This window comes from uncultured Shimia sp., from assembly GCF_947498095.1.
Classification (GTDB): Bacteria; Pseudomonadota; Alphaproteobacteria; order Rhodobacterales; family Rhodobacteraceae; genus Shimia.
Map to the genome: position 1 here is coordinate 14,631 of NZ_CANMJE010000019.1, position 26,815 is coordinate 41,445.

28 protein-coding genes and 1 tRNA gene are annotated in these 26,815 nt (G+C 55.0%); 18 read left to right on the forward strand and 11 right to left on the reverse strand.

Annotation, left to right across the window (positions count from 1 at the left end; genetic code table 11):
- The first annotated feature begins 69 nt into the window (after positions 1–69).
- The 3 genes from alaS to Q0932_RS19235 all read left to right on the forward strand — a co-directional run bounded on the left by alaS (position 70) and on the right by Q0932_RS19235 (position 3,910).
- A complete protein-coding gene (alaS, locus tag Q0932_RS19225) occupies positions 70–2,727 on the forward strand; it encodes an alanine--tRNA ligase (RefSeq protein ID WP_299356692.1) in 2,658 nt (885 codons plus the stop codon).
- Between the two features lie 4 nt (positions 2,728–2,731).
- Positions 2,732–3,019, forward strand: a complete 288-nt coding sequence (locus Q0932_RS19230) for a DUF1330 domain-containing protein (RefSeq protein WP_299356693.1) — start codon at positions 2,732–2,734, stop codon at positions 3,017–3,019.
- Between the two features lie 108 nt (positions 3,020–3,127).
- A complete protein-coding gene (locus tag Q0932_RS19235; protein WP_299356694.1) occupies positions 3,128–3,910 on the forward strand; it encodes a class II glutamine amidotransferase in 783 nt (260 codons plus the stop codon).
- A gap of 3 nt (positions 3,911–3,913) precedes the next feature.
- Here the strand turns inward: Q0932_RS19235 and Q0932_RS19240 are convergent, their stop codons facing one another.
- The 4 genes from Q0932_RS19240 to Q0932_RS19255 all read right to left on the reverse strand — a co-directional run bounded on the left by Q0932_RS19240 (position 3,914) and on the right by Q0932_RS19255 (position 8,631).
- Complete coding sequence (locus Q0932_RS19240) at positions 3,914–4,981, reverse strand: hypothetical protein (protein ID WP_299356696.1); 1,068 nt, start codon at positions 4,979–4,981, stop codon at positions 3,914–3,916.
- Positions 4,982–5,091: 110 nt separating this feature from the next.
- The gene (gene typA, locus Q0932_RS19245; protein WP_299356698.1) at positions 5,092–6,912 is read right to left on the reverse strand and encodes a translational GTPase TypA; all 1,821 of its coding nucleotides are present in this window, start codon (positions 6,910–6,912) and stop codon (positions 5,092–5,094) included.
- 60 nt (positions 6,913–6,972) lie between these two features.
- The gene (locus tag Q0932_RS19250) at positions 6,973–7,308 is read right to left on the reverse strand and encodes an SMR family transporter (RefSeq protein WP_299356701.1); all 336 of its coding nucleotides are present in this window, start codon (positions 7,306–7,308) and stop codon (positions 6,973–6,975) included.
- A 108-nt stretch (positions 7,309–7,416) separates the two neighbouring features.
- Complete coding sequence (locus Q0932_RS19255) at positions 7,417–8,631, reverse strand: NADP-dependent isocitrate dehydrogenase (protein WP_299356702.1); 1,215 nt, start codon at positions 8,629–8,631, stop codon at positions 7,417–7,419.
- A gap of 179 nt (positions 8,632–8,810) precedes the next feature.
- On the opposite strand from Q0932_RS19255, the gene Q0932_RS19260 reads away from it, so the two are divergent.
- The gene (locus Q0932_RS19260) at positions 8,811–10,640 is read left to right on the forward strand and encodes a glycerophosphodiester phosphodiesterase family protein (protein ID WP_299356703.1); all 1,830 of its coding nucleotides are present in this window, start codon (positions 8,811–8,813) and stop codon (positions 10,638–10,640) included.
- The gene (locus tag Q0932_RS19265; RefSeq protein WP_299356704.1) at positions 10,627–11,217 is read left to right on the forward strand and encodes a hypothetical protein; all 591 of its coding nucleotides are present in this window, start codon (positions 10,627–10,629) and stop codon (positions 11,215–11,217) included. Before Q0932_RS19260 ends, Q0932_RS19265 begins: the two co-directional genes overlap by 14 nt.
- 35 nt (positions 11,218–11,252) lie before the next feature.
- Here the strand turns inward: Q0932_RS19265 and Q0932_RS19270 are convergent, their stop codons facing one another.
- From Q0932_RS19270 to Q0932_RS19280, 3 genes are read right to left on the reverse strand one after another with little or no spacing between them, the layout of a single operon-like run.
- A complete protein-coding gene (locus tag Q0932_RS19270) occupies positions 11,253–11,855 on the reverse strand; it encodes an HD domain-containing protein (RefSeq protein ID WP_299356705.1) in 603 nt (200 codons plus the stop codon).
- Entirely contained in the window at positions 11,852–12,085 is a 234-nt protein-coding gene (locus Q0932_RS19275; RefSeq protein WP_299356706.1) for a hypothetical protein, read from the reverse strand. The genes Q0932_RS19270 and Q0932_RS19275 overlap by 4 nt, the downstream gene beginning before the upstream one ends.
- A gap of 3 nt (positions 12,086–12,088) precedes the next feature.
- Complete coding sequence (locus tag Q0932_RS19280) at positions 12,089–12,745, reverse strand: alpha/beta hydrolase (RefSeq protein ID WP_299356707.1); 657 nt, start codon at positions 12,743–12,745, stop codon at positions 12,089–12,091.
- A 159-nt stretch (positions 12,746–12,904) separates the two neighbouring features.
- Between Q0932_RS19280 and Q0932_RS19285 the strand changes: the two genes are divergently transcribed.
- The 12 genes from Q0932_RS19285 (at position 12,905) to Q0932_RS19340 (ending at position 21,226) form a co-directional block, all read left to right on the forward strand.
- Positions 12,905–13,366: an Rrf2 family transcriptional regulator gene (locus Q0932_RS19285; RefSeq protein ID WP_299356708.1), complete on the forward strand. Its 462-nt coding sequence runs from the start codon at positions 12,905–12,907 to the stop codon at positions 13,364–13,366.
- Between the two features lie 46 nt (positions 13,367–13,412).
- The gene (locus tag Q0932_RS19290) at positions 13,413–14,456 is read left to right on the forward strand and encodes an aminotransferase class V-fold PLP-dependent enzyme (protein ID WP_299356709.1); all 1,044 of its coding nucleotides are present in this window, start codon (positions 13,413–13,415) and stop codon (positions 14,454–14,456) included.
- Between the two features lie 17 nt (positions 14,457–14,473).
- On the forward strand, positions 14,474–15,997 hold the full coding sequence (gene sufB / locus Q0932_RS19295) for a Fe-S cluster assembly protein SufB (protein ID WP_299356710.1): 1,524 nt from the start codon (positions 14,474–14,476) through the stop codon (positions 15,995–15,997).
- Positions 15,990–16,196: a hypothetical protein gene (locus tag Q0932_RS19300; protein WP_299356711.1), complete on the forward strand. Its 207-nt coding sequence runs from the start codon at positions 15,990–15,992 to the stop codon at positions 16,194–16,196. Before sufB ends, Q0932_RS19300 begins: the two co-directional genes overlap by 8 nt.
- A gap of 1 nt (position 16,197) precedes the next feature.
- A complete protein-coding gene (locus tag Q0932_RS19305) occupies positions 16,198–16,404 on the forward strand; it encodes a hypothetical protein (RefSeq protein ID WP_299356712.1) in 207 nt (68 codons plus the stop codon).
- Positions 16,404–16,718: a heavy metal-binding domain-containing protein gene (locus Q0932_RS19310; RefSeq protein WP_299356713.1), complete on the forward strand. Its 315-nt coding sequence runs from the start codon at positions 16,404–16,406 to the stop codon at positions 16,716–16,718. The genes Q0932_RS19305 and Q0932_RS19310 overlap by 1 nt, the downstream gene beginning before the upstream one ends.
- Before the next feature lie 58 nt (positions 16,719–16,776).
- Positions 16,777–17,532: a Fe-S cluster assembly ATPase SufC gene (gene sufC / locus Q0932_RS19315; RefSeq protein ID WP_299356714.1), complete on the forward strand. Its 756-nt coding sequence runs from the start codon at positions 16,777–16,779 to the stop codon at positions 17,530–17,532.
- A complete protein-coding gene (gene sufD, locus Q0932_RS19320) occupies positions 17,532–18,818 on the forward strand; it encodes a Fe-S cluster assembly protein SufD (RefSeq protein WP_299356716.1) in 1,287 nt (428 codons plus the stop codon). The genes sufC and sufD overlap by 1 nt, the downstream gene beginning before the upstream one ends.
- Positions 18,818–19,303 carry a YIP1 family protein gene (locus Q0932_RS19325; RefSeq protein WP_299356718.1) on the forward strand — a complete coding sequence of 162 codons (486 nt, stop codon included), beginning with the start codon at positions 18,818–18,820 and terminating at the stop codon, positions 19,301–19,303. Before sufD ends, Q0932_RS19325 begins: the two co-directional genes overlap by 1 nt.
- Positions 19,300–19,878, forward strand: coding sequence for a Yip1 family protein (locus tag Q0932_RS19330; RefSeq protein WP_299356720.1), 579 nt, complete (start codon positions 19,300–19,302; stop codon positions 19,876–19,878). The genes Q0932_RS19325 and Q0932_RS19330 overlap by 4 nt, the downstream gene beginning before the upstream one ends.
- Positions 19,878–21,098, forward strand: coding sequence for a cysteine desulfurase (locus Q0932_RS19335; RefSeq protein ID WP_299356722.1), 1,221 nt, complete (start codon positions 19,878–19,880; stop codon positions 21,096–21,098). Before Q0932_RS19330 ends, Q0932_RS19335 begins: the two co-directional genes overlap by 1 nt.
- Positions 21,099–21,149: 51 nt before the next feature.
- Positions 21,150–21,226: transfer RNA gene (locus Q0932_RS19340), tRNA-Arg, on the forward strand.
- A 1,151-nt stretch (positions 21,227–22,377) separates the two neighbouring features.
- Here Q0932_RS19340 and Q0932_RS19345 read toward each other — a convergent pair.
- Positions 22,378–23,556, reverse strand: a complete 1,179-nt coding sequence (locus Q0932_RS19345) for a cation:proton antiporter (protein ID WP_299356723.1) — start codon at positions 23,554–23,556, stop codon at positions 22,378–22,380.
- 605 nt (positions 23,557–24,161) lie between these two features.
- Complete coding sequence (locus Q0932_RS20590) at positions 24,162–24,548, reverse strand: GFA family protein (RefSeq protein ID WP_366141436.1); 387 nt, start codon at positions 24,546–24,548, stop codon at positions 24,162–24,164.
- A 135-nt stretch (positions 24,549–24,683) separates the two neighbouring features.
- Between Q0932_RS20590 and Q0932_RS19350 the strand changes: the two genes are divergently transcribed.
- Positions 24,684–25,484, forward strand: a complete 801-nt coding sequence (locus tag Q0932_RS19350) for a methyltransferase domain-containing protein (RefSeq protein ID WP_299356725.1) — start codon at positions 24,684–24,686, stop codon at positions 25,482–25,484.
- A 217-nt stretch (positions 25,485–25,701) separates the two neighbouring features.
- On the opposite strand, the gene Q0932_RS19355 is transcribed toward Q0932_RS19350, so the two are convergent.
- Together Q0932_RS19355 and Q0932_RS20595 are read right to left on the reverse strand one after the other, a co-directional pair.
- Positions 25,702–26,139: a thermonuclease family protein gene (locus Q0932_RS19355; RefSeq protein ID WP_299356727.1), complete on the reverse strand. Its 438-nt coding sequence runs from the start codon at positions 26,137–26,139 to the stop codon at positions 25,702–25,704.
- Positions 26,140–26,272: 133 nt separating this feature from the next.
- Positions 26,273–26,752 (reverse strand): Hint domain-containing protein, encoded by a 480-nt coding sequence (locus tag Q0932_RS20595; RefSeq protein ID WP_366141438.1) that lies wholly within the window; start codon positions 26,750–26,752, stop codon positions 26,273–26,275.
- Positions 26,753–26,815 lie beyond the last annotated feature (63 nt).

Here is a 26,815-nt window from a genome sequence, read left to right on the forward strand (position 1 = left end):
GTGGACAGGGACGGGCAGGGGTTATAAACCCCGATGGAACACGTAATTCCAGACGCGAGCGAGCCTCTCATGCCCAGCCTGAACGACATCCGGTCGACCTTTTTGAACTATTTCGCCAATCAGGGCCACGAAGTTGTGCAATCCTCACCGTTGGTACCGCGCAACGATCCGACCTTGATGTTCGTGAACTCGGGCATGGTGCAGTTCAAGAACCTGTTTACCGGCGTCGAACATCGTGACTATCAACGCGCCACCACCAGCCAAAAGTGCGTCCGCGCCGGCGGCAAGCATAACGATCTGGATAACGTCGGCTACACCGCACGCCACCACACGTTTTTTGAGATGCTCGGCAACTTCTCATTCGGGGACTATTTCAAAGACGACGCCATCCCGTTCGCTTGGAACCTGATCACCAAGGAGTTCGGGATCGACCCAAACAAGCTTTATACAACCGTGTATCACACTGACGATGAAGCCTATGACATTTGGAAGAAGATCGGCGTTCCGGAAGACCGGATCATCCGTATCGCGACCTCGGATAACTTCTGGCAGATGGGCCCGACTGGCCCTTGCGGCCCTTGCACCGAGATTTTCTATGACCATGGTGACCACATCTGGGGAGGCCCTCCGGGCAGTCCGGAAGAAGACGGTGACCGGTTCATCGAGATCTGGAACATCGTTTTCATGCAGAACGAGCAGTTCGAAGACGGCTCCATGCGGGCTCTGGACATGCAGTCGATCGACACCGGTATGGGGCTGGAACGGATCGGCGCGCTCTTGCAGGGCAGCCATGACAACTATGACACCGACCTTTTCAAATCGCTGATTGAAGCGTCGGCCAACGCAACCTCGACCGATCCTTATGGCGACAAGAACGTGCATCACCGTGTGATTGCGGACCATTTGCGCTCGACTTCCTTCCTGATCGCGGACGGCGTGATGCCGTCTAATGATGGTCGTGGGTATGTTCTGCGTCGCATTATGCGGCGCGCCATGCGTCATGCGCATCTTTTGGGGGCCAAAGACCCCGTCATGTACCGTTTGGTGCCATCGCTGATCGGCCAGATGGGCGCAGCATATCCGGAACTGGGGCAGGCTCAGGCCTTGATCGAAGAAACCCTGAAGCTTGAAGAAACCCGTTTCAAACAAACTCTGGATCGCGGCCTGAAGTTGCTGGATGACGAACTTGCCGGTTTGGACGACGATGCACCGCTGGCCGGGGCCGCGGCCTTCAAGCTCTATGACACTTACGGCTTCCCACTGGATCTCACACAGGACGCGTTGCGCGAAAAGGGCCGCGACGTGGACACAGATGGTTTTGACGCGGCAATGGCCGAGCAAAAAGCCAAGGCGCGCGCGGCATGGGCGGGTTCGGGCGAAGCGGCCGACAGCACCATTTGGTTCGACATTGCCGAAAACAAAGGTACAACCGATTTCCTGGGCTATGACACGGAAGTCGCCGAAGGGCAGGTGCTTGCACTGGTCAAAGATGGTGGCGAGGCCGAGACGGCGCGCAAAGGCGACAGCGTTCAGATCGTTTTGAACCAAACGCCGTTTTATGCCGAAAGCGGTGGCCAGGTGGGCGACACCGGCGAGATTCGCGTTGAGGGTGGTCTGGCCCGTGTCACGGACACCAAAAAAGCTGCAGGTGTGGTCATTCACATGGCCGAGATCACCGAGGGTGAGGTGGCCGTCGGGGCTGGTGCCGTTCTTGAGGTCGATCATGCGCGCCGGACGGCAATCCGCGCCAATCACTCGGCAACGCACCTGCTGCACGAGGCGCTGCGCGAGACGCTGGGCGATCACGTGGCACAGCGCGGCAGCTTGAACGCCGACGATCGTCTGCGGTTTGATTTCAGCCATGCCAAGGCGCTGTCGTCAGAGGAACTGCACAAGGTCGGCACCGACGTGAACGCCTATATCCGTCAGAACACGGCCGTTGAGACCCGGATTATGACGCCGGATGATGCGCGCGAGATTGGCGCGCAGGCGCTCTTTGGCGAGAAATACGGCGACGAAGTGCGTGTTGTGTCGATGGGCCGGGCTGACACCGGTAAGGGTCTGGATGGAAACACCTATTCTCTGGAATTGTGCGGAGGCACCCACGTGAAACAGACCGGCGATATCGGTCTCTGCGTGATCCTTGGCGACTCGGCATCCTCAGCGGGCGTGCGCCGGATTGAAGCCCTGACCGGCGAGGCGGCATTTGCCCACCTGGAGCGCGAAGCCGGTCGCATGGCCGAGGTCGCCGGTGCCCTTAAAGCGCAACCGGTTGATGTTCTAGACCGTCTCAAAGCGATGATGGACGAGCGCAAGGCACTGCAAAACGAAGTCGCGCAATTGCGTCGTGAACTGGCTATGGCTGGTGGCGCCGGGCAGGGTGGTGCACCCGATGACAAACAGATCGCGGGTGTGAAATTCTTTGCGCAGGTGATTTCGGGCGTCACGGGGCGCGACTTGCCGCCGTTGATCGATGAACACAAGGCCCGCATGGAAAGCGGCGCGGTGCTGTTGATCGCAGATGCCGGCGACAAAGCCGCAGTGGCCGCAGGCGTAACAGCAGATTTGACCGGAGCAGTCTCAGCCGTTGACCTCGTACGCGCAGCTGTGGAAGCCTTGGGTGGTAAAGGCGGTGGAGGCCGTCCCGACATGGCGCAAGGTGGCGCCAAGGATGCAACCAAGGCCGATGCAGCGATTGCCGCTGCCGAAGCCGTGATCGGAGGATAATCCCATGGGAGCACTTTGGATTGCTCATGTGACTGTGACGGACGCTGACGCCTATGGCAAATATGCCGAGTTGGCAGGACCGGCGATTGCCAAACATGGCGGGCATTTCATCGCCCGGGCTGGCCGGTTTGTTCAGCTTGAGGGCAAAGAACGCCCACGCAATGTCGTGGCGAAGTTTCCCGATGTAGACAGCGCCGTCGCCTGCTATCACAGCCCTGAGTACCAAGAAGCTCTTAGCCATGCGCGTGGCGCGTCGGAACGGGAGCTGATGGTTGTGGAAACCAGCGAGTAGAATACATTTTTCTGTTTCGGGCGCCCCTCGAAATAACTTACTAAAACACTACGGAAATATTGAACTCTGTTCCAAAATGCCTTAGGGGCATGGGAAAAGGAGTTCACTATGTGCCGTTGGGCCGCGTATACCGGACAGGAGTGTTACCTCGAAGATGTCGTAACACGCCCTGATCACTCTCTCATTCACCAAAGCGTTCAGGCGGATGAGTGCAAGACTCAGACAAACGCTGATGGTGTTGGGGTGGCATGGTATGGCACGCGGCTGGAACCGGGCCTCTACCGGGAAACCCATCCCGCGTGGTCTGATCCGAACCTCAAGTCATTGACCGCACAAGTGAAATCCGCGTTGTTTCTGGCCCATGTCCGGGCCTCGACGGGAACCGCAACCAGCCGTAACAATTGCCATCCTTTTGCGGTTGGGCGGTGGTCTTTCATGCACAATGGGCAGGTGGGGGGCTTTGAAACCTTTCGTCGCCGGGCCGATATGCTTATCCCGGATAACCTCTATCATGAACGCAAAGGCGCGACCGACAGCGAAGTAATGTTCCTATTGGCTCTGGTCGAAGGTCTGGACGAAGATCCCAAGGGTGCGATGGAACTGTCGGTCGGCATTCTGCAACGCATGAGCCAATCCAAAGGCAGCGCCCCGCATATGCGGATTGGTGCGGCATTTTCAGATGGGGAAACCTTGTATGCGATCCGTTATGCCTCGGATGCGCGCGCGCCAACGGTCTATCACCGCTGGTGTGACACGCGGCAAGGTCGCGCAGTGGTAAGCGAACCGTTGTTTGCAAACGAGGATGGATGGGAGGCGGTCCCAGCCGGGTCATTCTGCCGTTTTCATGCAGATGGGCGCTTTGACATCGAACCGTTCAAGCCACCTCTCTGATCGTCAGACCAGAAAGAACCTGACCGCCCACAACAGAAACCCGGCATGCAAGAGCGGGTAGATCCAGATCACCAGATAGCGATCAACCTTGCGCGCCAGTACTTCTTTGCCGCTGGTCTTGAGACGTCGCAACGCAATGTTCACCAAAACAGTTGAGCCCGTTATGACAAACATGGCCACGAACAAGGAATCCATGAACGTCAGATAGCCTAGTCGCGGCAGGGTCGTCGAAATCGCAAAATTGAAGGCCACAAAGACCAAGAGGTTGGCTGAGGCCATATCAATGCGCCGACGGTATTCCTCAAGAAAGAATGTCGCCCAGCTGACAAACAGGATGATGATCAGAGGCAAGAGGATGCGCAGAATGTAGTATAGAACGTGTCGCTTGGCCTCAAACTGCAAGGCGACCATCGAGGTTTCGTGCCCGCCAATACCCTCCACCGTAGTGGAGAAAATCGTCGGGTTCTGCAGGATCCACTCTTCTTCACCCAGAGTATCGCCCATGCCGGTCTCGTCCTCCAGAGGGTGAAATTCGACAAACTCTGTCGGAAGAAGCGATGATATCTCTACAAAAAATGTCTGGGTATCAAAAGGATACCGGGCAAAGTCAAAGTGTGGCGCCTGGAGCGTTGTGGTGAACCGTTCGGCATAGCTGACTTGTCCGGTCTCGGTCACAATGATCGTCGTTTGCTGTGTAAAACGCCGACCTTGCTGGTTTCGGATGATAAAGAATGGGGGCTGCGCCCCAACTTCATCCAAGAGTTCGCGAAAGCTCTCGACGCTGTAAGTGCGAAGTGGCGCGCCTTGGGTCACATTCCGTTCGGCCAGCTCAGGAAAGTTCAACTGGAGGAACAGCGTCCCCACTACTCCAAAATTCTCGGCCTGCTGATCGACAAAGGTGATTTGGTCAATGGTGATTCCCACGCCAACCTGTTTAGGGGTACCGTTTTCGGATTGGTACTCAACAATCCCGATCTCACCCAGCCCTTCTGCTTGGGCGGAGGGTGCGAAAACCAGAGCGGTAATGCAAAAGAACGCAACAAAGAGCGGTTGGAAAAATCTGTGAGTCATGGTGGCCTGAAAACTATTTCGCCCAGCTTCGGGGAAAACTGGCTTTGACTCAAGTGCTGGAACAAAAAGGGCGACCTAAATGGCCGCCCCGTTCATAACTTGCTGACGCATTACTTTGCTGCCTTGGACATCCGCTTGCGTTCATGTGGATCCAAATAGCGTTTACGCAACCGAATGCTGTTTGGCGTTACTTCTACCAATTCGTCATCGTTGATATAGGCAATGGCCTCTTCCAGCGACAGTGTGATCGGCGTGGTCAGGCGCACGGCCTCATCGGTTCCACTGGCCCGGACGTTGGTCAGTTTTTTGCCTTTCAGCGGGTTCACTTCCAGATCGTTTTCACGGCTGTGTTCGCCAATGATCATGCCGGTGTAGACCTGCGCTTGGGCGCCGATCATCATCTTGCCGCGATCTTCTAGGTTCCACAGAGCAAAGGCCACCGAGGTACCGTTTTCCATCGAGATCAACACACCTGCGCGGCGGCCTGCGATGGCGCCTTTGTAGGGGGTCCAACCGTGGAATACGCGGTTCAGAACACCGGTGCCGCGGGTATCCGTCAAAAACTCACCGTGATATCCGATCAGGCCACGTGACGGGACATGTGCGATGATACGGGTCTTGCCCGCGCCGGCGGGGCGCATCTCGACCAGATCACCTTTGCGGGCGCCAGTCAGTTTCTCGATCACAGCGCCCGAGTATTCGTCATCCACGTCGATCGTGGCTTCTTCGACGGGCTCCATGCGCTGGCCATCTTCTTCGCGCATAATCACCTGTGGACGCGAGATCGACAGTTCAAAGCCTTCGCGACGCATGTTCTCAATCAGAACACCCATCTGCAGTTCGCCGCGGCCAGAGACTTCAAAAGCCTCGCCGCCCGGCGTGTCAGCAATTTTGATCGCGACGTTGGATTCAGCTTCTTTCATCAGACGGTCACGGATCACGCGTGACTGGACCTTTTTGCCGTCACGACCTGCCAGAGGTGAGTCGTTGATGCCAAATGTCACTGTGATGGTGGGGGGATCGATGGGCTGTGCTTCCAGCGGCTCGTCAACGGCCAATGCGCAGATCGTGTCTGCCACAGTGGCTTTGCTCATACCGGCCAATGAGACGATGTCGCCAGCTTGCGCTTCTTCGATGTCCTGTTGTGCCAGTCCGCGGAAGGCTTGGATCTTAGTCACTCGGAATTGCTCGATCTTTTGACCGATACGGGTCAGAGCCTGGACCGTCGCGCCAACGCGTAGCGTGCCGGATTCAACGCGACCTGTCAGAAGACGGCCCACAAAGGGGTCAGAGCCCAGTGTGGTGGCCAGCATGCGGAAATCTTCGCCCTGATGCGCCAGTTGTTTTGGAACCGGAACATGGTTCACGATCAGGTTGAAAAGCGCGTGCAGGTCCTTGCGCGGCCCGTCCAGCTCGGCGTCAGCCCAGCCCGAACGGCCCGAAGCATACATATGCGGGAAATCCAACTGATCGTCATTGGCTTCGAGTGAGGCGAAGAGGTCAAACACCTCGTCAAGCGCGCGATCAGGCTCGGCGTCAGGCTTGTCGACCTTGTTCAGCACCACGATCGGGCGCAGACCCAAGGCCAGTGCCTTGGAGGTCACGAATTTGGTTTGTGGCATCGGGCCTTCGGCCGCATCCACCAGCAGCACAACTCCGTCGACCATCGACAGGATGCGCTCGACCTCGCCGCCAAAGTCGGCGTGGCCGGGCGTATCAACGATATTGATCCGCGTGCCCTTCCACTCGACACTGGTGGGCTTGGCGAAAATCGTGATGCCACGTTCGCGTTCCAGATCGTTGGAATCCATCGCCCGCTCGGCGACGTCCTGATTTTCGCGGAACGCGCCGGACTGCTTCAGCAACTCATCCACAAGGGTGGTTTTGCCGTGGTCAACGTGCGCGATGATGGCGATATTACGAAGGTCCATAAGGTATCTCTTTCCTGTTCGCGCCCGCCCTATATTGCACGCGCAGAAAAGGCCAGCCCTTTAATGCGACACGGTTTTGGAAAACAGGTGGATGATTAGGATACCGACGATGATCAGCCCCATGCCCATAACCGCAGGCAGGTCCAGTTTTTGATGGAACACAAAATAGCCGATGATCGCGATGAACACGATGCCAAACCCTGACCATATGGCATAGGTGATGCCAACAGGGATGTACTTGAGTGTCAGCCCCATCAGGTAAAATGAGATGGCATAGGCCACCACGACGGTCAGCGCAGGCCATAGTCTGGTAAACTGCTGGCTGGCCTGCAGCGCCGATGTGCCGATGGTTTCAAACAGAACGGCGGCAATCAGGAACATAAAACCTTTGGGCATGAGACTCTCGCACATTTGTGGTGGTTGAGAGGCCCATTTACGCGAAATCGCCCCAGAGTGAGGGGCGATTTGCGACATCATAGAGCTGATTTTGAGCTTTTGCTCAGTTTATCCTGCCAGCGCCTTGTTCAGGTTTTCGTCGATCTTCTCAAGGAACCCCATTGTGGTCAGCCAGCCCTGATCGGGGCCAACTAGCAGCGCGAGGTCCTTGGTCATCGATCCGCTTTCCACGGTTTCGATGATCACGCGCTCTAGCGTTTCGGCAAAGGCACGCAGAGCGATGTTCCCGTCCAGCTTGGCGCGATGTTTCAACCCGCCAGTCCACGCATAGATGGATGCAATAGAGTTGGTTGAGGTTTGCTCGCCCTTCTGGTGCTGGCGATAATGGCGGGTGACGGTGCCATGTGCCGCTTCGGCCTCAACAATCTTGCCGTCCGGTGTCATTAGTTGAGAGGTCATCAGGCCCAACGAGCCGAACCCTTGTGCCACAGTGTCGGACTGTACGTCGCCATCATAGTTCTTGCAGGCCCAGACGAACTTGCCGTTCCATTTCATCGCGCACGCCACCATGTCGTCGATCAGGCGGTGTTCGTACCAAATGCCGGCTTCTTTGAATTTGTCTGCAAATTCCTCTTCATAGACCTGCTGGAATAGGTCCTTAAAACGCCCGTCATAAGCCTTGAGGATGGTGTTCTTGGTCGAAAGATACACAGGCCAGCCAAGGTTCAGGCCATAGTTCAGTGACGCGCGCGCAAAGTCGATGATGGACGAATCCAAATTGTACATCGCCTGATAGACCCCGGCAGAAGGCGCATCATATACGTCGCGCTCAATCACTGTCCCGTCTTCACCGACAAACTTCATGGTCAGTTTGCCTGCACCTGGAAAGGTAAAGTCTGTTGCTTTGTACTGATCGCCAAAGGCGTGGCGTCCGACAACGATCGGGTTGGTCCAGCCGGGCACAAGCCGTGGGACGTTGCGACAGATGATGGGCTGACGAAACACAACACCACCAAGGATGTTGCGGATCGTACCATTGGGCGAGCGCCACATCTTTTTTAGACCAAATTCTTCGACGCGCGCCTCATCCGGTGTGATTGTTGCACATTTCACCGCAACACCGACCTCTTTGGTCTTTTCAGCCGCATCAATCGTGATCTGATCTTCGGTGCGATCACGTTCCTCGATGCCCAGGTCATAGTACAACAGGTCCAAATCCAGATAGGGAAGGATCAGTTTGTCCTTGATGAACTGCCACATGATGCGGGTCATTTCATCGCCATCCATTTCGACGATGGGGTTGTCGACTTTGATTTTGGTCATGGGACGTGCCTTTGTTGGTTGTGGGTCACTTTGGTCCGTCCTTAGCCCGGATCAACGCCCATGAAAAGAGTTGTATGCATTGGTATACAGAAAAACTCTTGCTGAGTTTAGGGGGAAGTCTCGCTTAATCGTATCACAGGCGCTAGCTTGAGCCCGATAGGTTTCTGAAGGGAAGAAGAATGCGCGAAATGACGGTTCAGACGGCCTTTGGTCAGGCATGGGCGTTGAAACGGCCTTTGTTGGCATCGACGTTGGTTGTGAACATTCTGCTCACCGCCTTTATGGCGCCGTTTATGGCGTTGGTGATGCGATCCTTGCTGAGCCTGTCCGGGCAACCGGCCCTGTCGGATTTCGACATTGCAGTGTTCCTGTTTTCACCAATTGGCTTTGCGGCCTTAATCATAGTCGCAGGGTTGGCCATTTCTCTGCAGGTCATGAACATCGCCTTTATGATGTCGGCCGCGCTGGGAGCCCGGCAAACCGGATCTTTTGAAGTGGGGCAAGGATTGGCCATCTTGATGCAGCGCTGGCGAGCTGTGTTGTCCTTTGCTGTGCGCCTTGCGTTGCGCATCTTGGCAATTGCTTTGCCTTTCGTCGCTGTCGCCGGGGGAATTTACCTGACATGGCTGACTGAGTTTGACATCAATTTCTACCTCAGCACGCGCCCGCCTGTTTTCTTCGGCGTGGTTGCTGGCGCAGGCGCCGTGGTGGCCATTGGCGCGCTTTTGCTCGTTCGCCAGCTTGTGGGATGGTCCTTGGCTCTGTCGCTGGTTCTGTTCGAGGATATCGCGCCCGGCAAAAGCTTTGCGCTCAGCGTTGAAAAGATGGAGGGGCACCGCAAGGCATTGCTGGTGAAACTGATTGTATGGGGCGTCGTCGCGTCCATATTGGGCAGTCTTCTTTTTGCAACGACTGGCGTTGTTGCCGATGCTTTCCTTGCGTTTTTTCATTCGGATATCAGGGTTTTGGCCCGCGTTCTTGTCGCGTTTGCCTTGATTTGGGCTGCGCTCAATCTGTTGGTCACGTCGATCTGCTCTGGCGCCTTGGCGGTTCTTTTGATGGATTACGCCGGATGGCCGGGTATGTCGCGCCCTGTGCCGCCCTCAAAGGCGCGCTCATTAAAGGTGTTGATCCTCATCGGCGGGCTGACATGTGCGGTCTTCGGGGTGCTTGGCGTGGTCGGACTTGCACAGACAAAGGTCGCAGATCAGGTCGAAGTGATTGCGCATCGAGGGGCCGCCGGAAGCCGGCCTGAGAACACAATGGCGTCGATTGAACAGGCCATCCAAGATGCGGCGGATTGGGTTGAGATTGACGTTCAGGAAACCGCTGATGACCAAGTGATCGTGATTCATGACAGTGATTTCATGAAAATTGGCGGGGATCCGATCAAGGTTTGGGACGCGACGATGGACGATGTCGCACGCATTGATATCGGCAGCTGGTTTGACCCCTCCTATGCGGATCAGCGCGCGCCTTTGTTGTCGGACGTTCTGGAAACGGCGAAAGACCGCGCCGGAGTGCTGATCGAGTTGAAATACTACGGGCATGATGTGGCGTTGGAACAGCGCGTGGCTGGTATCGTCACTGCAACGGGTATGGAGACGCAAGTTAAAGCGATGTCGCTGAAACTGCCTGCCGTGCAAAAGATGAAAGCCATCCGGCCGGATTGGGAGGTCGGACTGTTGTCCTCGGCGTCTGCCGGGCGCATTTGGGAATTGGACATTGACTTCCTTGCGGTCAACAAGGCCGCGGTCAGCACGCGACTGGTGCGCGAGATGCGCAGTGCGGGCAAGAAACTCTATGTTTGGACGGTGAATGAACCGCTTGAGATGTCGCGGATGATCTCAATGGGGGTCGACGGTCTGATCACGGACGAACCCGCGTTGGCACGGGATGTCATTAGCCAACGACGTGACCTCAGCAGTGCTGAACGGCTGGTGTTGGCATTGGCCAACTTTGTTGGCGTAGCTGCCGAAGTGGGAACCTACCGTGATGACTCTCCGTAGAACTCTAAAAAAAACCGCCTTTGGTGCGAGCTTGTCTTTGTGTTTGGTCTGTGTTGCGCAGGCTGATGAGGGCACGCCAGAACCACTAGGGTTTGTCGATCAGATTGAGCTTGGCGCGCATCAGCGGTTGATTGACCAGCGTCAACGCCCGGAAAGCCAGCTGAATGCCTTTACCACGGATGGCTGTTCCGGTGGCATGTCCGCCACATGGGACATGATGGCGAGATGGTTTCCCGAGTTCGATGATCTGCATCAGGGGACGCCACCATGGCAAGACTGTTGTGTTACGCATGACCGCGCCTATCACTTGGGAGGCGTAGATTTGGATGCACGCGCCAGCTTTGACGCGCGCCTTGAAGCTGATGAGATCCTGCGCCAATGCGTCAAAGAGACGGCTGAGATCCGTCGTGACGCCTTGCGGGCACAGTATGACCTGAGCGATGAGCGCATCGATCAGGCCTATGATCTGATCTCAGCCAGCATGTTTGATGCCGTGCGTGTCGGAGGGGGGCCGTGTTCCGGATTGACCTGGCGTTGGGGGTATGGCTGGCCGCATTGCGGCCTGTTTGCAAAATAAACAGTTAGATTTCAGATCAATGCAGGGCGAAGCTGTTAGTTTTTTGCAAACCAGTAAGCAATCCGGTCCTTCAGAAACGCCCACACGGCCGGGGCGCCTTTTTCGACTTTCCAGCCAACGCGATCCTCAAGCTGTTGTCGGGTCACGTTGTATTCTGGCCATGTGCCACCGTCCGTTTCCAGATTACAGATCACCGGCTGAACGCGGTCCACCGATTTGGCGAACACGGCGTCATCGCTCTCGGCAGCTTCGAACTCATCCCAGAGCTCTCGAAACGCGTCCCGCTGATCGTCTGGCAACAGGCCAAATATGCGATCCGCTGCACGGGCCTCGGCAGCCTGTGTCTCAGCGCTGCCATGCGCCGCGCCACCTTTGGCGTGCACAGGCACATCCCCAACATCGATTTCAACCAGATCGTGGATTAGCAACATCTTGATAACTCGGTCAATATTGACCGGTTTCACGGCATGTTCAGCCAAAACCATCGCGTAAAGGGCAATATGCCAACTGTGCTCACCAGAGTTCTCACGGCGCGTGCTGTCGAGAATCTTGGTTGCCCGCAGAACGGTCTTGAGCCGGTCGGCTTCGTTCAAAAAGGCGATCTGACCGGCCAGACGATCCAGCGCGGGATCGGTCATTTAGACTTTAACTCGTAGCCTGCAGCCTTGAGCCGCTCGGCCAATTGTGCGCGGCCGCGTTCTTCGGCGGTATGCACCCGCACAGCGGTCATAAACGCCTCGTGCAGAGTGGATGACGTGGCTTCAAGCGTGTCGGACATATCCTGGATAAGTTGATGATCATCCAGGAGTTTCTGTGCTTTCAGCGCGTCCAGCGCCAGCTTGTTGGCGATGTCGTCGTAGTAGGCCATGTCTTAGCGTGACGTCTCAGTCAATCGGCGCTTCACGTAATCGGTCACATTGCCGGTCATCGTGTTCATGTACTCTTCGGTTTCAAAGAAGTGACCGGACCCTTCAATCTCTTGATGGGTGATGGTGATGCCTTTTTGCTCGTGCAGTTTATTGACCAGCGTATGGGTGTCGGCAGGCGGTGCAACCCGGTCCGAAGTTCCGTTGATGATCAGGCCCGAAGACGGGCAGGGGGCGAGGAACGAAAAGTCATACATGTTTGCGGGCGGTGCGACCGAGATAAACCCGGTGATCTCGGGGCGACGCATCAGCAATTGCATACCGATCCATGCGCCAAACGAAAAGCCAGCAACCCAACAATGCTTGGAATTGTTGTTCATCGACTGAAGGTAATCCAAGGCTGAAGCTGCATCTGACAGCTCGCCAACACCCTGGTCATATTCACCTTGGCTGCGACCAACGCCACGGAAATTGAACCGCAAAACGGTGAACCCCATGTTGTAGAACGCATAGTGGAGGTTATAGACCACCTTGTTGTTCATTGTTCCGCCAAATTGCGGATGCGGATGCAGGACGATCGCAATCGGTGCATCCTTTTCTTTTTGCGGATGATAGCGGCCTTCAAGGCGGCCTTCGGGTCCGGCGAAAATGACCTCGGGCATAGGATTCCCTGTCTCCTGCGGGGGTGCCGAGGTAATTCTTGACGAATTTACTTAGGCACCTTAGAACGGTTCTAAGAAAGTATCCGGTTATTACCGGAAGCGCTCCAAGCGATTTACGGGTTGCGGCGCTGAACGTCAATCAATTGCTGAGGGTGTCTCGTGAAACTATCGACCAAAGGCCGTTATGCGGTTGTGGCACTCAGCGATATTGCTCTGCAGGCCGAGGGCCAGCTGGTGACGTTGTCCGAAATTTCCGAACGTCAGGATATCTCATTGCCTTATCTTGAGCAGTTGTTTGTGAAGCTGCGGCGCGCGGGCTTGGTTGAAAGTGTGCGTGGACCAGGTGGGGGCTATCGACTAGCCAAACCAACCTCTGAGATTCGCGTGGTTGATATTCTTGGCGCTGTGGATGAGACCGTGTCGGCCCTGCACACCGGTGCTGGTGCCACAGGCGGCTCGTCGGGATCGCGGGCGCAATCCATGTCCAACCGTTTGTGGGAGTGCTTGTCGGCCCATGTCTACGTGTTCTTACACCAGACCCGTCTGAGTGATGTGGTCGGTAATGATCTTGTACCGTGTCCTGCCGTTCCGGGGATTTTCGCGGTTGTAGATACGGAATAACGGCCAAGACAATGTTTTTGAACGTATTTTGGAAAGGCAATAGGTGATGGTGCGGGTTTACCTCGACCATAATGCAACGGCGCCCCTGCGGTCTGAAGCCCGCGACGCGATGATTGCGGCGATGGATGTGTTAGGCAATCCGTCCAGCGTCCACGCCGAAGGGCGCGCGGCCAAATCCGTTTTGGAACGTGCACGCGGTGATCTGTCTGAGGCATTGGGCGCGGACGGCGCAGATATTGTTTTTACCTCGGGCGCAACAGAAGGGGCCGCATTGGCCTTGGCCGGTCGGGGCTTGCGATCCGCTGATGTCGAACATGATGCCGTGGCGGCCTGGATCACACCCGATCTCGCGGTCGACCAGCACGGTGCCGTTGCTGTGAAATACCCGGCGCAGGCCTGCGTGCAGTTGGCAAATTCTGAGACCGGAATCCTGCAAGACTTGCCTCAAGGATTGGCGGTGAGCGATATGACGCAGGGCTTTGGCAAGCTGCCTGTGGCCTTCAACTGGTCTGGCGCCACAGTGGCGCTCAGTTCGGCTCATAAGCTGGGTGGCCCAAAGGGCATTGGCGCGGTTATCATCAAGCGTGGCACGGATCTTGCTGCGCAGCTCAAAGGGGGCGGTCAGGAGATGGGCCGCCGTGCGGGCACCGAAAACATCATTGGTGCAGCTGGCTTTGCGGCGGCTGCCGTGGCGGCACAGCGCGATTTGTCCGACGGCGTGTGGGACCGGGTTGCATCTTTGCGTGATTTACTGGAAGAGACCCTTGCCGTTGAGGCAAAGAATACCATTTTTGTCGGGAAAGGCCTGAAACGCCTGCCCAACACCGTCTGTCTGGCCACACCCGGCTGGAAGGGCGAAACACAGGTCATGCAGATGGATCTTGCTGGGTATGCCATATCGGCGGGCTCGGCCTGTTCATCGGGAAAGGTGCGCGCAAGCCGCGTCCTTAAGGCCATGGGTTATGCAGATGATGTCGCCGCAGGGGCGATCCGGGTCTCGCTGGGGCCTGAGACAACGAAACAGGACGTACTGGGCTTTGCGAACGCGTGGCTGGCCCAACACAGGAAACACCGCGCTCGCGCGGCTTGAGCGAACAGGAGAGCGAGATGGCCATTTTGGACCAGGTTGAGGTGAAAGACGGTGTCGATCAGGAAACTGTCGATGCCGTGCGCGAAGTTGGTGGCAGCTACAAGTATGGCTGGGAAACCGACATTGAAATGGAATACGCCCCCAAAGGGCTGACCGAAGATATCGTGCGTCTGATTTCGGAAAAGAATGAAGAGCCTGAGTGGATGACTGAGTGGCGTCTTGAGGCTTTTGCCCGCTGGAAACAGCTGAAAGAGCCGGATTGGGCGATGCTCGATTACCCCGAGGTCGATTTCCAGGACCAGTACTATTATGCCCGTCCCAAAAGCATGGAAGAAAAACCAAAGTCATTGGACGAGGTTGATCCCAAACTATTGGCAACATACGAAAGACTGGGCATCCCGCTGAAAGAACAGATGATCCTTGCCGGCGTTGAAGGCGCCGAAAACGCCCCCGCCGAAGGTCGTAAGGTTGCCGTGGATGCGGTGTTTGACTCGGTCAGCGTTGGCACGACATTCCAGAAGGAACTGCAAGACGCGGGCGTAATTTTCTGCTCGATCACGGAAGCGGTGAAAAACCACCCCGAGTTGGTGCGCAAATATCTGGGGTCGGTTGTGCCTGTTTCGGACAACTTTTACGCCACGCTCAACAGTGCGGTCTATTCCGATGGCTCGTTTGTTTATGTGCCACCGGGCGTGCGCTGCCCGATGGAACTGTCGACCTATTTCCGCATTAACGCGGAAAACACCGGTCAGTTTGAACGCACATTGATCATCGCCGACAAAGGGTCTTACGTCAGCTATCTTGAAGGCTGTACCGCGCCGCAACGCGACACCTCGCAACTGCACGCCGCTGTGGTTGAGATCATCATCGAAGAAGACGCCGAGGTGAAATACTCGACCGTTCAGAACTGGTATCCCGGCGATGAGAACGGCAAGGGTGGGATCTATAACTTTGTGACCAAACGCGCCGATTGTCGGGGCGACCGCTCCAAGGTGATGTGGACGCAAGTGGAAACCGGTTCAGCCGTAACCTGGAAGTACCCGTCTTGCATTCTGCGCGGTGACGACAGCCAGGGCGAGTTCTACTCAATCGCCATCACCAACAACCATCAGCAGGCCGACACTGGCACCAAGATGATCCATCTTGGTAAAAACACCAAGTCGCGCATTGTGTCCAAGGGCATCAGCGCGGGCTTTGCCCAGAACACCTATCGCGGGCAGGTCTCTATGCATCCCAAGGCCAAGGACGGCCGCAACTACACGCAATGTGACTCGCTTCTGATTGGCGATAAATGCGGGGCGCACACGGTGCCCTATATCGAAGTCCGCAACAACTCGGCGCGGGTGGAACACGAGGCGACGACGTCCAAGGTGGATGACGACCAGATGTTCTATTGCCGCCAGCGTGGCATGGACGAGGAAGAGGCCGTCGCACTGATCGTCAACGGTTTCGCCAAGGAAGTTCTGCAGGCGCTGCCGATGGAGTTTGCCATGGAAGCACAGCAGCTTGTGGCGATTTCGCTGGAGGGATCCGTTGGCTAATACAAGCGCAAAAATTGAAGGCTGGCTGCCCTATGCTCTGCCGGTCCTCGGCGGTCTTTTGGGCGTGGTCTGGGTCAATATCGCTGCCTGGAGTTACATCAACCCGGTCATTGCCGTTGTGGTGGGCGCCTTGTTGGGGCGTGTGGCTGCGATTGTCGTGACTCGCGCGATGCGCAAATCCCGGCGGAAAGGGCCCTAAGATGGAAACGCTCCACCAGTTGATGCAGCAATCGGTTGGCGTGGGCGCCGGTATGGCGCTTGGCAGTGCTGTGGGCTTTGGCATCCGCAAGCACCGCAATGGCACAGGCGAAGGTCTAATCGGCGGCTCAGTGTTTGTAACCTCTGCGGTCTGCGGCATGGTCGCAATGGGCGCCATGATGTTTTTGATTTGGCTGGGGATTTTCTGATGATCGTCACCACCACACCTTCCATCGAAGGCCGCAAGATCACCGATTACAAGGGCATCGTCGTAGGCGAGGCCATCATGGGCGCCAACGTGGTGCGCGATATCTTTGCCTCGATCACGGACATCGTGGGCGGGCGCTCGGGTGCTTATGAAACAAAACTGCAGGACGCGCGCGAAACCGCGCTGGACGAACTGCAATCCCGCGCTGAAGCGCTGGGGGCTGACGCCGTTGTCGGCGTCGATCTGGATTACGAAGTTGTGGGAGACACGATGTTGATGGTTTCGGCCAGCGGCACTGCGGTCACCTTGGGATAAATTGACATAGAAACCGGCGGCGCGCGAACCCGTCATTTGGACGATTGAAGGAAAAAAGATGCTGGAAATCAAAGGCCTGAAGGTCAAACTTGAAGAAGAAGACAAGCAAATCCTCAAAGGGGTCGACCTGACCGTTGAGGCGGGCAAGGTCCATGCCATCATGGGGCCAAACGGCTCGGGCAAGTCGACCTTGTCCTATGTCCTTTCGGGGCGCGATGGGTATGAAGTGACCGGTGGCAGTGCGACGCTCTTGGGCGACGATCTCTTGGACATGGAAACCGAAGAACGCGCAGCTGCGGGCCTGTTTCTGGCGTTCCAATACCCGGTGGAAATTCCCGGCGTGGGCAACATGACCTTTCTGCGCACGGCTGTGAATGCCCAACGTAAGGCGCGCGGAGAAGAAGAAATGAGCGCCGCTGAGTTCCTTAAGGTTGTTCGGGCCAAGGCCAAAACCCTTAAGATCGACGCCGATATGCTGAAACGCCCGGTGAACGTCGGATTCTCGGGTGGCGAGAAAAAACGTAATGAAATCCTGCAGATGGCCATGCTTGAACCCAAGATGTGTATTCTGGATGAGACCGACTCGGGTCTTGATGTCGATGCCATGAAGCTGGTGTCCGAAGGCGTTAACGCACTGCGGGATGAGGGACGTGGGTTCCTTGTTATCACACACTATCAACGCCTGTTGGACCATATTAAACCTGACGTCGTGCACATCATGGCCGATGGCCGCATCGTCAAATCCGGTGGCCCCGAGCTGGCTCTCGAAGTCGAAAATAACGGGTATGCCGACATTCTGGCGGAGACAGCGTAATGGCGCTGGATGATCTGAAAACCTCCGCGACCGAGGGGCGGTTGTCGTCGATGACACTGCCCGACGTCGGATGCACCGCCGAGGCTCGCCAAGACGCGCTGGCCCGCGTGCGGGCGATGGGTCTGCCTCAGCGTCGGGATGAGTACTGGAAATGGACACGTCCCGACACCTTTGTGCAAACCGAAGCCCCCAGGGCCTCGTTGTTTCACATGGACGAAACACCGCTGTTCGACGCGGTAGATCGCCTGAAAATCGTCTTTGTGGACGGGGTCTATAGCGCCGAACGCTCTGACGACCTCAGCCTTGAGGGCGTGCAGATTGATCGCCTTGAAGACATCTGCTGCACAGATGAGCATTGGGCAGAAGATCTCTATGGCACGCTGGAAGCGGCGGGTCAGGTTCCGGTCGAACGCCCTCTTGCAGCACTGAACACCGCATTTGCCGGTGATGGGGTTGCGATCCGTGTGACGGGCAAGGTCTCCAAGCCGATCAGTCTTATGTACACGCATGAATCTGAAGTTTCGGATGTATTCCTGCACCACATTATTCGCGTGGAAACCGGCGCCGAACTGACCATTCTTGAAAACGGCCCGGCGGCTGCGCGTTTTAACAAGTGCATGGAGATCGACATCGCCGATGGCGGCACTCTGCATCATGTGCGTGCGCAAGGTCGCGATCATGAGCGCCGCGCGGTGACACATATGTTCGCGCGTCTGGGTGAAGAGTCTGTGTTCAAGAGCTTTACGCTGACCGCAAACGGCGTGCTGACCCGCAACGAAGCGGTTGTGGAGCTGACTGGTGACAATGCCGTGGTGCATATCGCCGGCGCTTGTGTTGGCGACGGGGACTTTCACCACGACGACACCGTGTTCATCACCCACAAAGGGGTAAACTGCGAAAGCCGTCAGGTGTTCAAAAAGGTGCTGTGCAACGGCGCGACGGGCGTTTTCCAAGGCAAGATTTTGGTGAAACAATCGGCTCAGAAAACAGATGGTTACCAGATTAGCCAATCATTGTTGCTGGACGAAGACAGCCAATTTTATGCCAAGCCCGAGTTGGAAATCTACGCCGATGACGTGGCCTGTTCGCATGGCTCAACGTCAGGTGCGATTGATGAGGACGCTCTGTTCTACCTTCGCGCACGTGGTGTTCCGCATGATATGGCGACCGACCTTTTGACGCTGGCCTTCCTAGCCGAAGCCTTGGACGAGATTGAAGATGAGGCCCTTGCGGCAGACCTCTACACGCGTCTTGAAGGTTGGCTGGTTCGGAGACGCCACGGCTAATGTCTGTGATAGGCGACATCGTTGCGACATATGGCGGGCCACGCAAAGTTGTGGCGCGTCATTTGGCGATGGGCCAGCGCGAGGACAGGGTGCTTGTCATTCTGATGGCCGCTTGTGTGATGCTGTTTGTGGCATCCTGGCCCTTCAACGCCCGGCGCGCGCATCTTGAGGCGATCGACATGGGGCCACTCATGGGGGGCTCGCTGTTCGCGTTGATGTTCATGGCGCCACTGTTGTTTTATGTCTTGTCAGCCATTGTTGGGTTTGTTCTGGCGCGTTTTGGCTGGAAGGGCGGCGGTTATGGCAGCCGCTTTGCAATGTTCTGGGCGCTTCTGGCAACCTCTCCGGTTTTACTGTTGCACGGCTTGGTGCGGGGCTTTATCGGCCCGGGCGTACAGGAGCAAGTCGTCGGCCTGATCTGGTTCGTTTTGTTCATGTGGTTCTGGATTTCAGGCCTCTGGCAAGCCGGAAGATCTGCCGCATGACGTTTCTGCGTGCCCTTTTTGTGCAGACGATCGTCGCACCAGATAACGCCGCGCGGGTGATCGCCGGGATGAACCTGTCGCGCGAGGCAGGCTGGATGGCATTGTTGCTGGCAGCGATCCTGAACACGCTGATCTACTTCACTAATATCGCACTGGTGCCAGTCCCGGATGACTTCTGGGTGCCGATCATTCGCACACCGCTTACCTATCTTGTGGCGTCGTTTTCGTTGACGGTGGTACTGGTTTTTGCGCTGTTCTGGGCGGGCCAGATGCTCAAGGGTCAGGCCCGTTTGCCGGTGTTGGTGAGCCTCGTGGCGTGGCTCTTTTGCGTCCAAAGTGCTGCAGATTTGCTGTTTGTTGCATTGTTCTTGTTTGTGCCGATGCTGGCGGGGGTGTTTTCGCTGGCTGCCGGGCTGTATGGCATCTGGATTTTGATTAACTTTATCACGGTCGCTCAGGGGTTTCCCGACAGAGGCAAGGCCGTTATGACAATTGTCTTGGCGCTCATGGGGCTGGTAGTGGGGCTGTCGCTCTTTCTGTCGGTCACTGGGCTGACAGCGATGGGAATACGCTGATGTACGATGTAAAACAGGTTCGTTCGGATTTTCCGATCCTTTCGCGTGAGGTCAATGGCAAGCCCTTGGTCTATCTCGACAACGGCGCATCGGCGCAAAAGCCGCAGGTGGTGATTGACGCAATCACGCAAGCGTACTCTCAGGAATATGCAAATGTTCACAGAGGGTTGCACTATCTTTCTAACCTTGCGACCGACAAGTATGAGGCTGTGCGCGGCATCATTGCACAGTTCCTGAATGCCGCGTCCGAGGATGAGATTGTGCTGAACTCGGGCACCACCGAAGGTATCAACATGGTGGCCTATGGCTGGGCCATGCCACGCCTGCAGGCCGGTGATGAGATCATCCTGTCGGTCATGGAGCATCACGCCAACATCGTGCCTTGGCACTTCCTGCGCGAGCGACAGGGTGTGGTGATCAAATGGGTTGATGTGGACGCCACCGGCGCGCTCGATCCGCAGGCCGTGATTGACGCCATCACACCAAAGACGAAACTGATTGCCGTCACCCAGTGTTCCAACGTTCTGGGCACAATGGTTGATGTCAAAGCCATCACGCAAGGCGCCCATGCCAAAGGTGTGCCCGTGCTGGTGGATGGCTCACAAGGTGCGGTTCACGCCCCTGTCGATGTGCAGGACATCGGCTGCGATTTCTATGCCATCACGGGCCACAAGTTGTACGGTCCTTCCGGTTCTGGCGCTATTTATTGCAAATCCGAACGCATGGCCGAGATGCGCCCGTTTCTTGGCGGTGGCGACATGATCAAAGAGGTCTCGAAAGAGGGCGTCATCTATAACGACCCTCCAATGATGTTTGAGGCCGGGACACCAGGCATTGTTCAGACCATCGGTCTGGGCGTGGCACTTGAGTACATGATGGACCTTGGTATGGAACACATTGCAGCGCACGAAGCGTCGTTGCGTGACTATGCCATGCAGCGCCTTGGTGGGTTGAACTGGCTGCAGGTACAGGGAACAACCGTCGACAAAGCCGCGATCTTTTCCTTTACGCTGGATGGTGCCGCGCATGCCCATGACATCTCAACCATCCTTGACAAAAAGGGTGTTGCGGTGCGGGCAGGGCATCACTGTGCCGGTCCTTTGATGGATCATCTTGGCGTAACTGCGACCTGTCGGGCCTCCTTTGGGCTTTATAATACAACGGACGAAGTCGACACGCTGATCGACGCGTTGGAACTGGCGCATGAATTGTTTGCCTGAAGACAAAATCCGATTGCGGGGCGCGGTCTCGGTGGCTATACCCGCGCTCAGGCACCCGTAGCTCAGCTGGATAGAGCGCTGCCCTCCGAAGGCAGAGGCCAGAGGTTCGAATCCTCTCGGGTGCGCCATCACATATCGATAACTAATTGTTTATTATGTTATTTTAAAGTTGAGGGAAAATATGTTCCCCCAATTGTTCCCTCTGTTGAAATCTGGATACAGTTTTTACTACTTGTTGTTAGACTTGAAATTCTGTTTCCGTGTCGGGCACTGGTAGGCCTTTTAGCAGTCGCAAATATTCAAGACCCCTAGATCAAAGAGCCTTGCTGTAGGATGAAAGACAATAGGCCAAGTTCCGGAACTTGGGCGAACTATGGAAGCAGGCTGAGGATTTGAGGGATTGCAGTCCAATATGTCTTCGTAATCTGGGCGCGAATTTACTCTAGACAATTGTTTTTTGGATATTCAATTTCTTAGTCCGGTTTTCCAAAAGCCTTTTCTATACTTTTGTACAGGAAAGATAACCCCGCTCACCCCTACACTTGCCAGTTACTTTTAGCAGGCGTTTTAACTCGGGGCTTGGAGTCACCAATTGCGCGAAGCGATAGGGCCGACGCAATAAGAAACACAGCAATTAGTAGAAGTTCGTCGTGTGGCAGCTTTGACACCCACTCAAATGTCGAAAGCCTTTCTAGTATGACTTGCCACTCGGAGATTTGCGTATTTTTGAGCACCTGCTCGCTCACCCGAAACAGCGAGATGGCCAGACCGGATATCGAAATCAAGAATAGGATAGATGCAAATAGCGTGAACATTAGACTACTCCTATGGCCCCTTGTCTGCAGGTTTTGCACAGTTTTCGGGCCTAAGTTTGCCGAAATGATGGTATAAATTGAACTCTGCGACAGACAAGGCGAGCAATGTCGAGCCAAAGAAAAGCGGAGCCGAAGCCCCACCAGTTTCTATTGTTTGGAGGGCCGCTCAACACTTTCTACCTAGCTCTAACCATTCAGCTAAGCGAAGCTGATCAATCTCCGCAAATTTGGCTCGAGCTGCATCGACAAGGCTAACAATCGCATCTTTGGTTTTCGGTTCTAGCTTGTCAGTGAAAATTTGCGACCATCAGATCAAGCATCCCAACCAATCATTTAATAAGGCTGATTGCGTTATCGGTGTTATGGTACGCTTCAATGTGTTGGGTTGATACAGCTAAGTGGCAAAGGCTTCAGGTCTGAACATTCCGGCAATGCGTGTTGCAATGCCAAATGGATGCTTGGAGCTAAACATCTTGCTTTGCCTCTAACGCATTAACTCGTTTGATCGCGTAAAGAGTCGCAAATGGCCCAATCAATTCGAAGGCAATTGTAGTGCTAACAGTCAAAGCCATGATCGATTCTGACCATTGTGGGAAGTGCTTGCTTGCAACCAGTGCCATACCGATTGCTACCCCCGCTTGCGGCATTAAAGCGATCCCAAACCAAGGACGTTGTGCCACCGGAGCGTTTCCGAGGCGTGCGCCGACCCACCCACCGAAAACGCGTGCGACTGACCGAAGGGTAAGATACGCACCACCGACGATGCCCACCGTTTTGAGGTCGCCTAAATCTAAGGATGCACCCGCAAGGAGGAAAAACAAAATCATGAATGGCCATTGAATGTGCTCGATTTCATGAAACGCTTTAGTGTGGTGGCGAGCAGTATTTACGATGACCATGCCAGCGGTCATGCCGCTGATAAGGTAAGAAAGCTGAAATTGGAGCGATAAACCTGCGGTTAGGAACACAAGTGCTAGCGCTTCAATCTGCAACGGTTGACCCTTTGATAGCCGACCGGTGAGGAAGGCAGCAGGCATTCCAATGACCAGACCGAGTGCAATGGAGCCACCAAGTTCATAGAGTACTCCGAACAAGGCATTGGTGTCAGATTGGCCTCCAAGAGACTCCACGAAAACAATTATGAACCCAAAAGCGATGAGGCCCCACGCATCATCTATAGCCACGACGCCTTTCAATGTGCGCGTGAAGGTGTTGTCCACACCGGATTGCCGGATGACGTCTTGAGTTGCAGCAGGTGCCGTTGCTGTGGCGACTGCTCCAAGAATCAGGGCAACCCCTAGATCCAACCCCATAAGCCAAAGCCCCATTGCTACAAATGCAATTGTAAACAGAACGATTGAAATCGAGATAAATAGAATCTGCTTTCCGTGTTCAGCAAGGTTGCGTTTGGTGAGTGAGCTGCCGAGCAGAAAGGCAACCAGAGTCAGCGCCGAAATCGACAACATTTCGTACCAAGCGCTGAGGTCGGTTGGGATCAGGCTGAGCCCTGAGTCGCCCGCAATGAGCCCGCAGCCCAAGAGCAAAGTAACCCTCGGTAAACGGGTTCGCTGACCAATCTGATCTGCGATGAGGCCAACAGAAAACAAGGCACCGAGCGCTATGAAGATTGTGGCTAAGTCCATATCAGTTGATTGCTCTTATTAAAAATCATGTTGGCGCTTTTTTTAACCGCTGAAAGCGTTGCAAGCCCTCTGCTAACTGCTAAGCCTAGGACGAAATGAGCTATTTGTGATAAGAAAAACCCCGCTACGGGGACGCAACGGGGCGCACTTCATTGAAATACCACTCACGAGCCTAATAACAGGCAAGAAGATTATCGCAGAAGTATTCCAATGTCGGAATGTGGTGAATTGTCCGATGTCGTTAGGTAAGCTTTCTTGGCGCCAGACGAAGCCTCCCACCGTATCCAAACAAGCATCATCTGAAGTGCTTTTTCTCATTTGGTGTTGATTTTACTTGGAAGTCACCTCTGGAACCTCCCTTAACTACAGTGAAGCTCAATAGGTAAAGGCCAATTTGCGCGTCTCAGTCCTTTCCGGAGTACGCTGAAGATTCTTGCCTAGGCTCTGGGCCGATGGACCGATCCTTGCGCCAATGGCAGCTTCGACTGTGAGCAGACCCTGACGAAAACGGTATTATGATCGAGATCCGGACAAAGTGAACTTTCGCCGCGGTTGCGCCAATGGCGGCCATTGGGTGGCCGGAAGGTGTTAAACGTTTTACCAAGCTATTGGTTCAAACTTGGCTGGTCCCATGTCTGTGCTGCTTCGGTGTAGATGGATCGGCTGGGCATATACTCTTCTGGCTCATCGAGGGAGGACGCATGAACATACACACAGTGCGCCATACGCTCGCTTCGACGCGTCAAAGGTGAGCCACAGGTTGGACAAAAAACGCTCCAAGTGGATCGGCCTGATCCACCAGTCATTTGGTATTCCGAGTAAGGGCCAACAAGCTGGAATGATGCAGCAACCAAAGGGAACATCTCCGAATGTCCAGTTCCGGTGAGGCGTTGACAATCGCGACAATAGCATCGGAACGTCGATACATCTGAAGCCTCTCCCAGATAACGGATCGCGCCGCATTTACATCCTCCGGAGATCGTTTTTGTCATTCATTCCGCTCCCAAAGCTTCATTCGCTATCCCCGATACTCCAGTCGCACACTTCTTTGATAAAGTTTGCGCGTGTCTTTGGTGATGCTACGGTCCTTGTGTGAAAAATTCCAGAGTTGTTGGAGGGGAGTTGATATGGCTGATCCGTTTCAAAATGTGGATGCTGCGGGAGAAGAGTTCATTTCTGCGTTTGCGGACTCCATGGATGAACGCCAATCTGACCCCACGATGGAGAAAATCGTTTCAAAATACCTTGGGAGACTGGAATTTTCTGAAGATAGTTTGACAGTTGAAGTCGGCTGCGGTGCGGGGGCTGTCACACGACGTATTGCCGAGAAAGCCCACCCCGGTCGAGTCATTGGCTTCGAGCCATCCGTAGGTTTTGTAAATGAAGCAAAAGCACGGGTGGGGAAATACGACAATGTGGAGTTTGTGGTCGCAGATGGAGCCTCGCTGCCGCTAGATGATGGGGCAGTCGATATTCTTGTTTTGCATACGGTGCTTACTCACGTTAAAGACCCAGAACCGCTTTTGACTGAGGCTCGTCGCGTCTTGAAATCCGGTGGGTATTTGGTTGTATGCGATGCCGACTTTTCAAAGGCGTCGTTGGGTAACATGCCAAACGATCCTCTGGATGCTTGCGCCAAGGTATTTGTCAGTGAATTCGTCACCGACCCGCATGCGGTTGCGAAATTGCAAGGGCTTGCTACGAACGCCGGGTTTTCAGTCCAAGACCTCAGTTTTCAGAGCCGGAGCGTTTTGGATAATGACCAAATGCTCCCTTGGGTCGAGGAAACCGGTAAGGTGCTGATGAAGCGTGGAGAAATCGGCGAAGCATTGCACAACGGCTTAGTTGCCGAATACCGCCGTCGTGCCAAGGAAGGTACACTCTATGGCTATCAGGTTTTTGCAACACTAATAGCTAGATGCCCGTAAGCAAACCCCGATACGGACATTCGCCGCAAAGCAGAAACCAAGCCAAAGGGCTCACACCTGCCGTTAGCTATCCCATGTAAGAACCCATCCAACTCGAAAAGTGTCATGCAATCTTTGGGTTTATCACTTGAAGACAAGAACTCGTCGAGTTTAGCTAAATCACGCATGTTGGATCAGACTTTTGTTACAGCTTGTGCAGCAGGCAATTTTTACGGGTTCAATCACACCAGAATTCATCTCCATCAGGCCAGCTTCTGGCCAACCCTTCAGAAATAAGGATGTCGCCAACGTTTTTGCCGCCGATCCTGATCTTAGCTAGCGTTCGCCCATATTTGTCTTTGCCATCTCGATCGATTGTGAACTCATTTTCATTCAACAGTTCAAGCAAGCGGCTAGATGCTTTACTCGCGAGTGCCTTCTCTGATTGGCCGCCGCAAACATTCGTCGTTGGTTCGGGGGTGTCGAAATCCTTGAGCCTTATCTTTTCGCCTTCGAACCAAATCGTATCTCCGTCGACGACACAGGTGACCCTCTTGGCTGATCCACATTTTTCTATGGTTGAGGACTGGGCTATCGCATCAAATGAAAGGATTGCTGCTATTGCAAGAATAGCAATGACAATCACAACTCTCGCTAAGCGTAAAATTTTTGTCATTCGTGTTGCCTGAACTTGGTTTTTGCAAAGATGGTTCAATAGGCGCGAAACAAGCAAGAGGCGAATTGTCCTATCCCAGCACCCTCCATTGGGAACCATGGCGGGGCTTGTGTTGTGCCAAACACGAATGGAGTTATGGAGCGGTCTGGCACCATATTCCATCTACGAGAACATCTTCCGGCTGGCCGCAATGAAACAAATGGTACGTGAAGCTAGATAGAGAAGGTCGGATAATACGGGGTCGACCGGCCAAGTCGCGTGCGAGCACAGGTTTTCCGCCGTGTCTTGTCGGTAAAATGGTTTGTGCTGGTGACATGCAAACATCGGTCAGGGGGAGGTTTGGACCCAGAGTGCCGCGTCCAATTTGAACCGGCAACGCGTCAGGAACATCAAAAGTGAAATCTCTGTCCAAGCTCAACTGGTCAACCCAAACTACTTTTCGAAAATGCCCAGACCTCGTTTTGACTGGGTCATGAAGGCGGAGCGCTTCAATTGGCAGGTTGCCAAAAGACGTCATCACTTTTGTTTTCCCGAGAAAGCCCGATAGGGTCCAAACGCCCGTGAACTCGTTTTCCTCTGCGCAGTCAGCATCAGAAAAATTGAGCAGCCCTATCTGACGGGTCCAAGTTGATTGTTAGTGCATGATCGGCCTGGGTTCCATTGGTATGATGGTTTC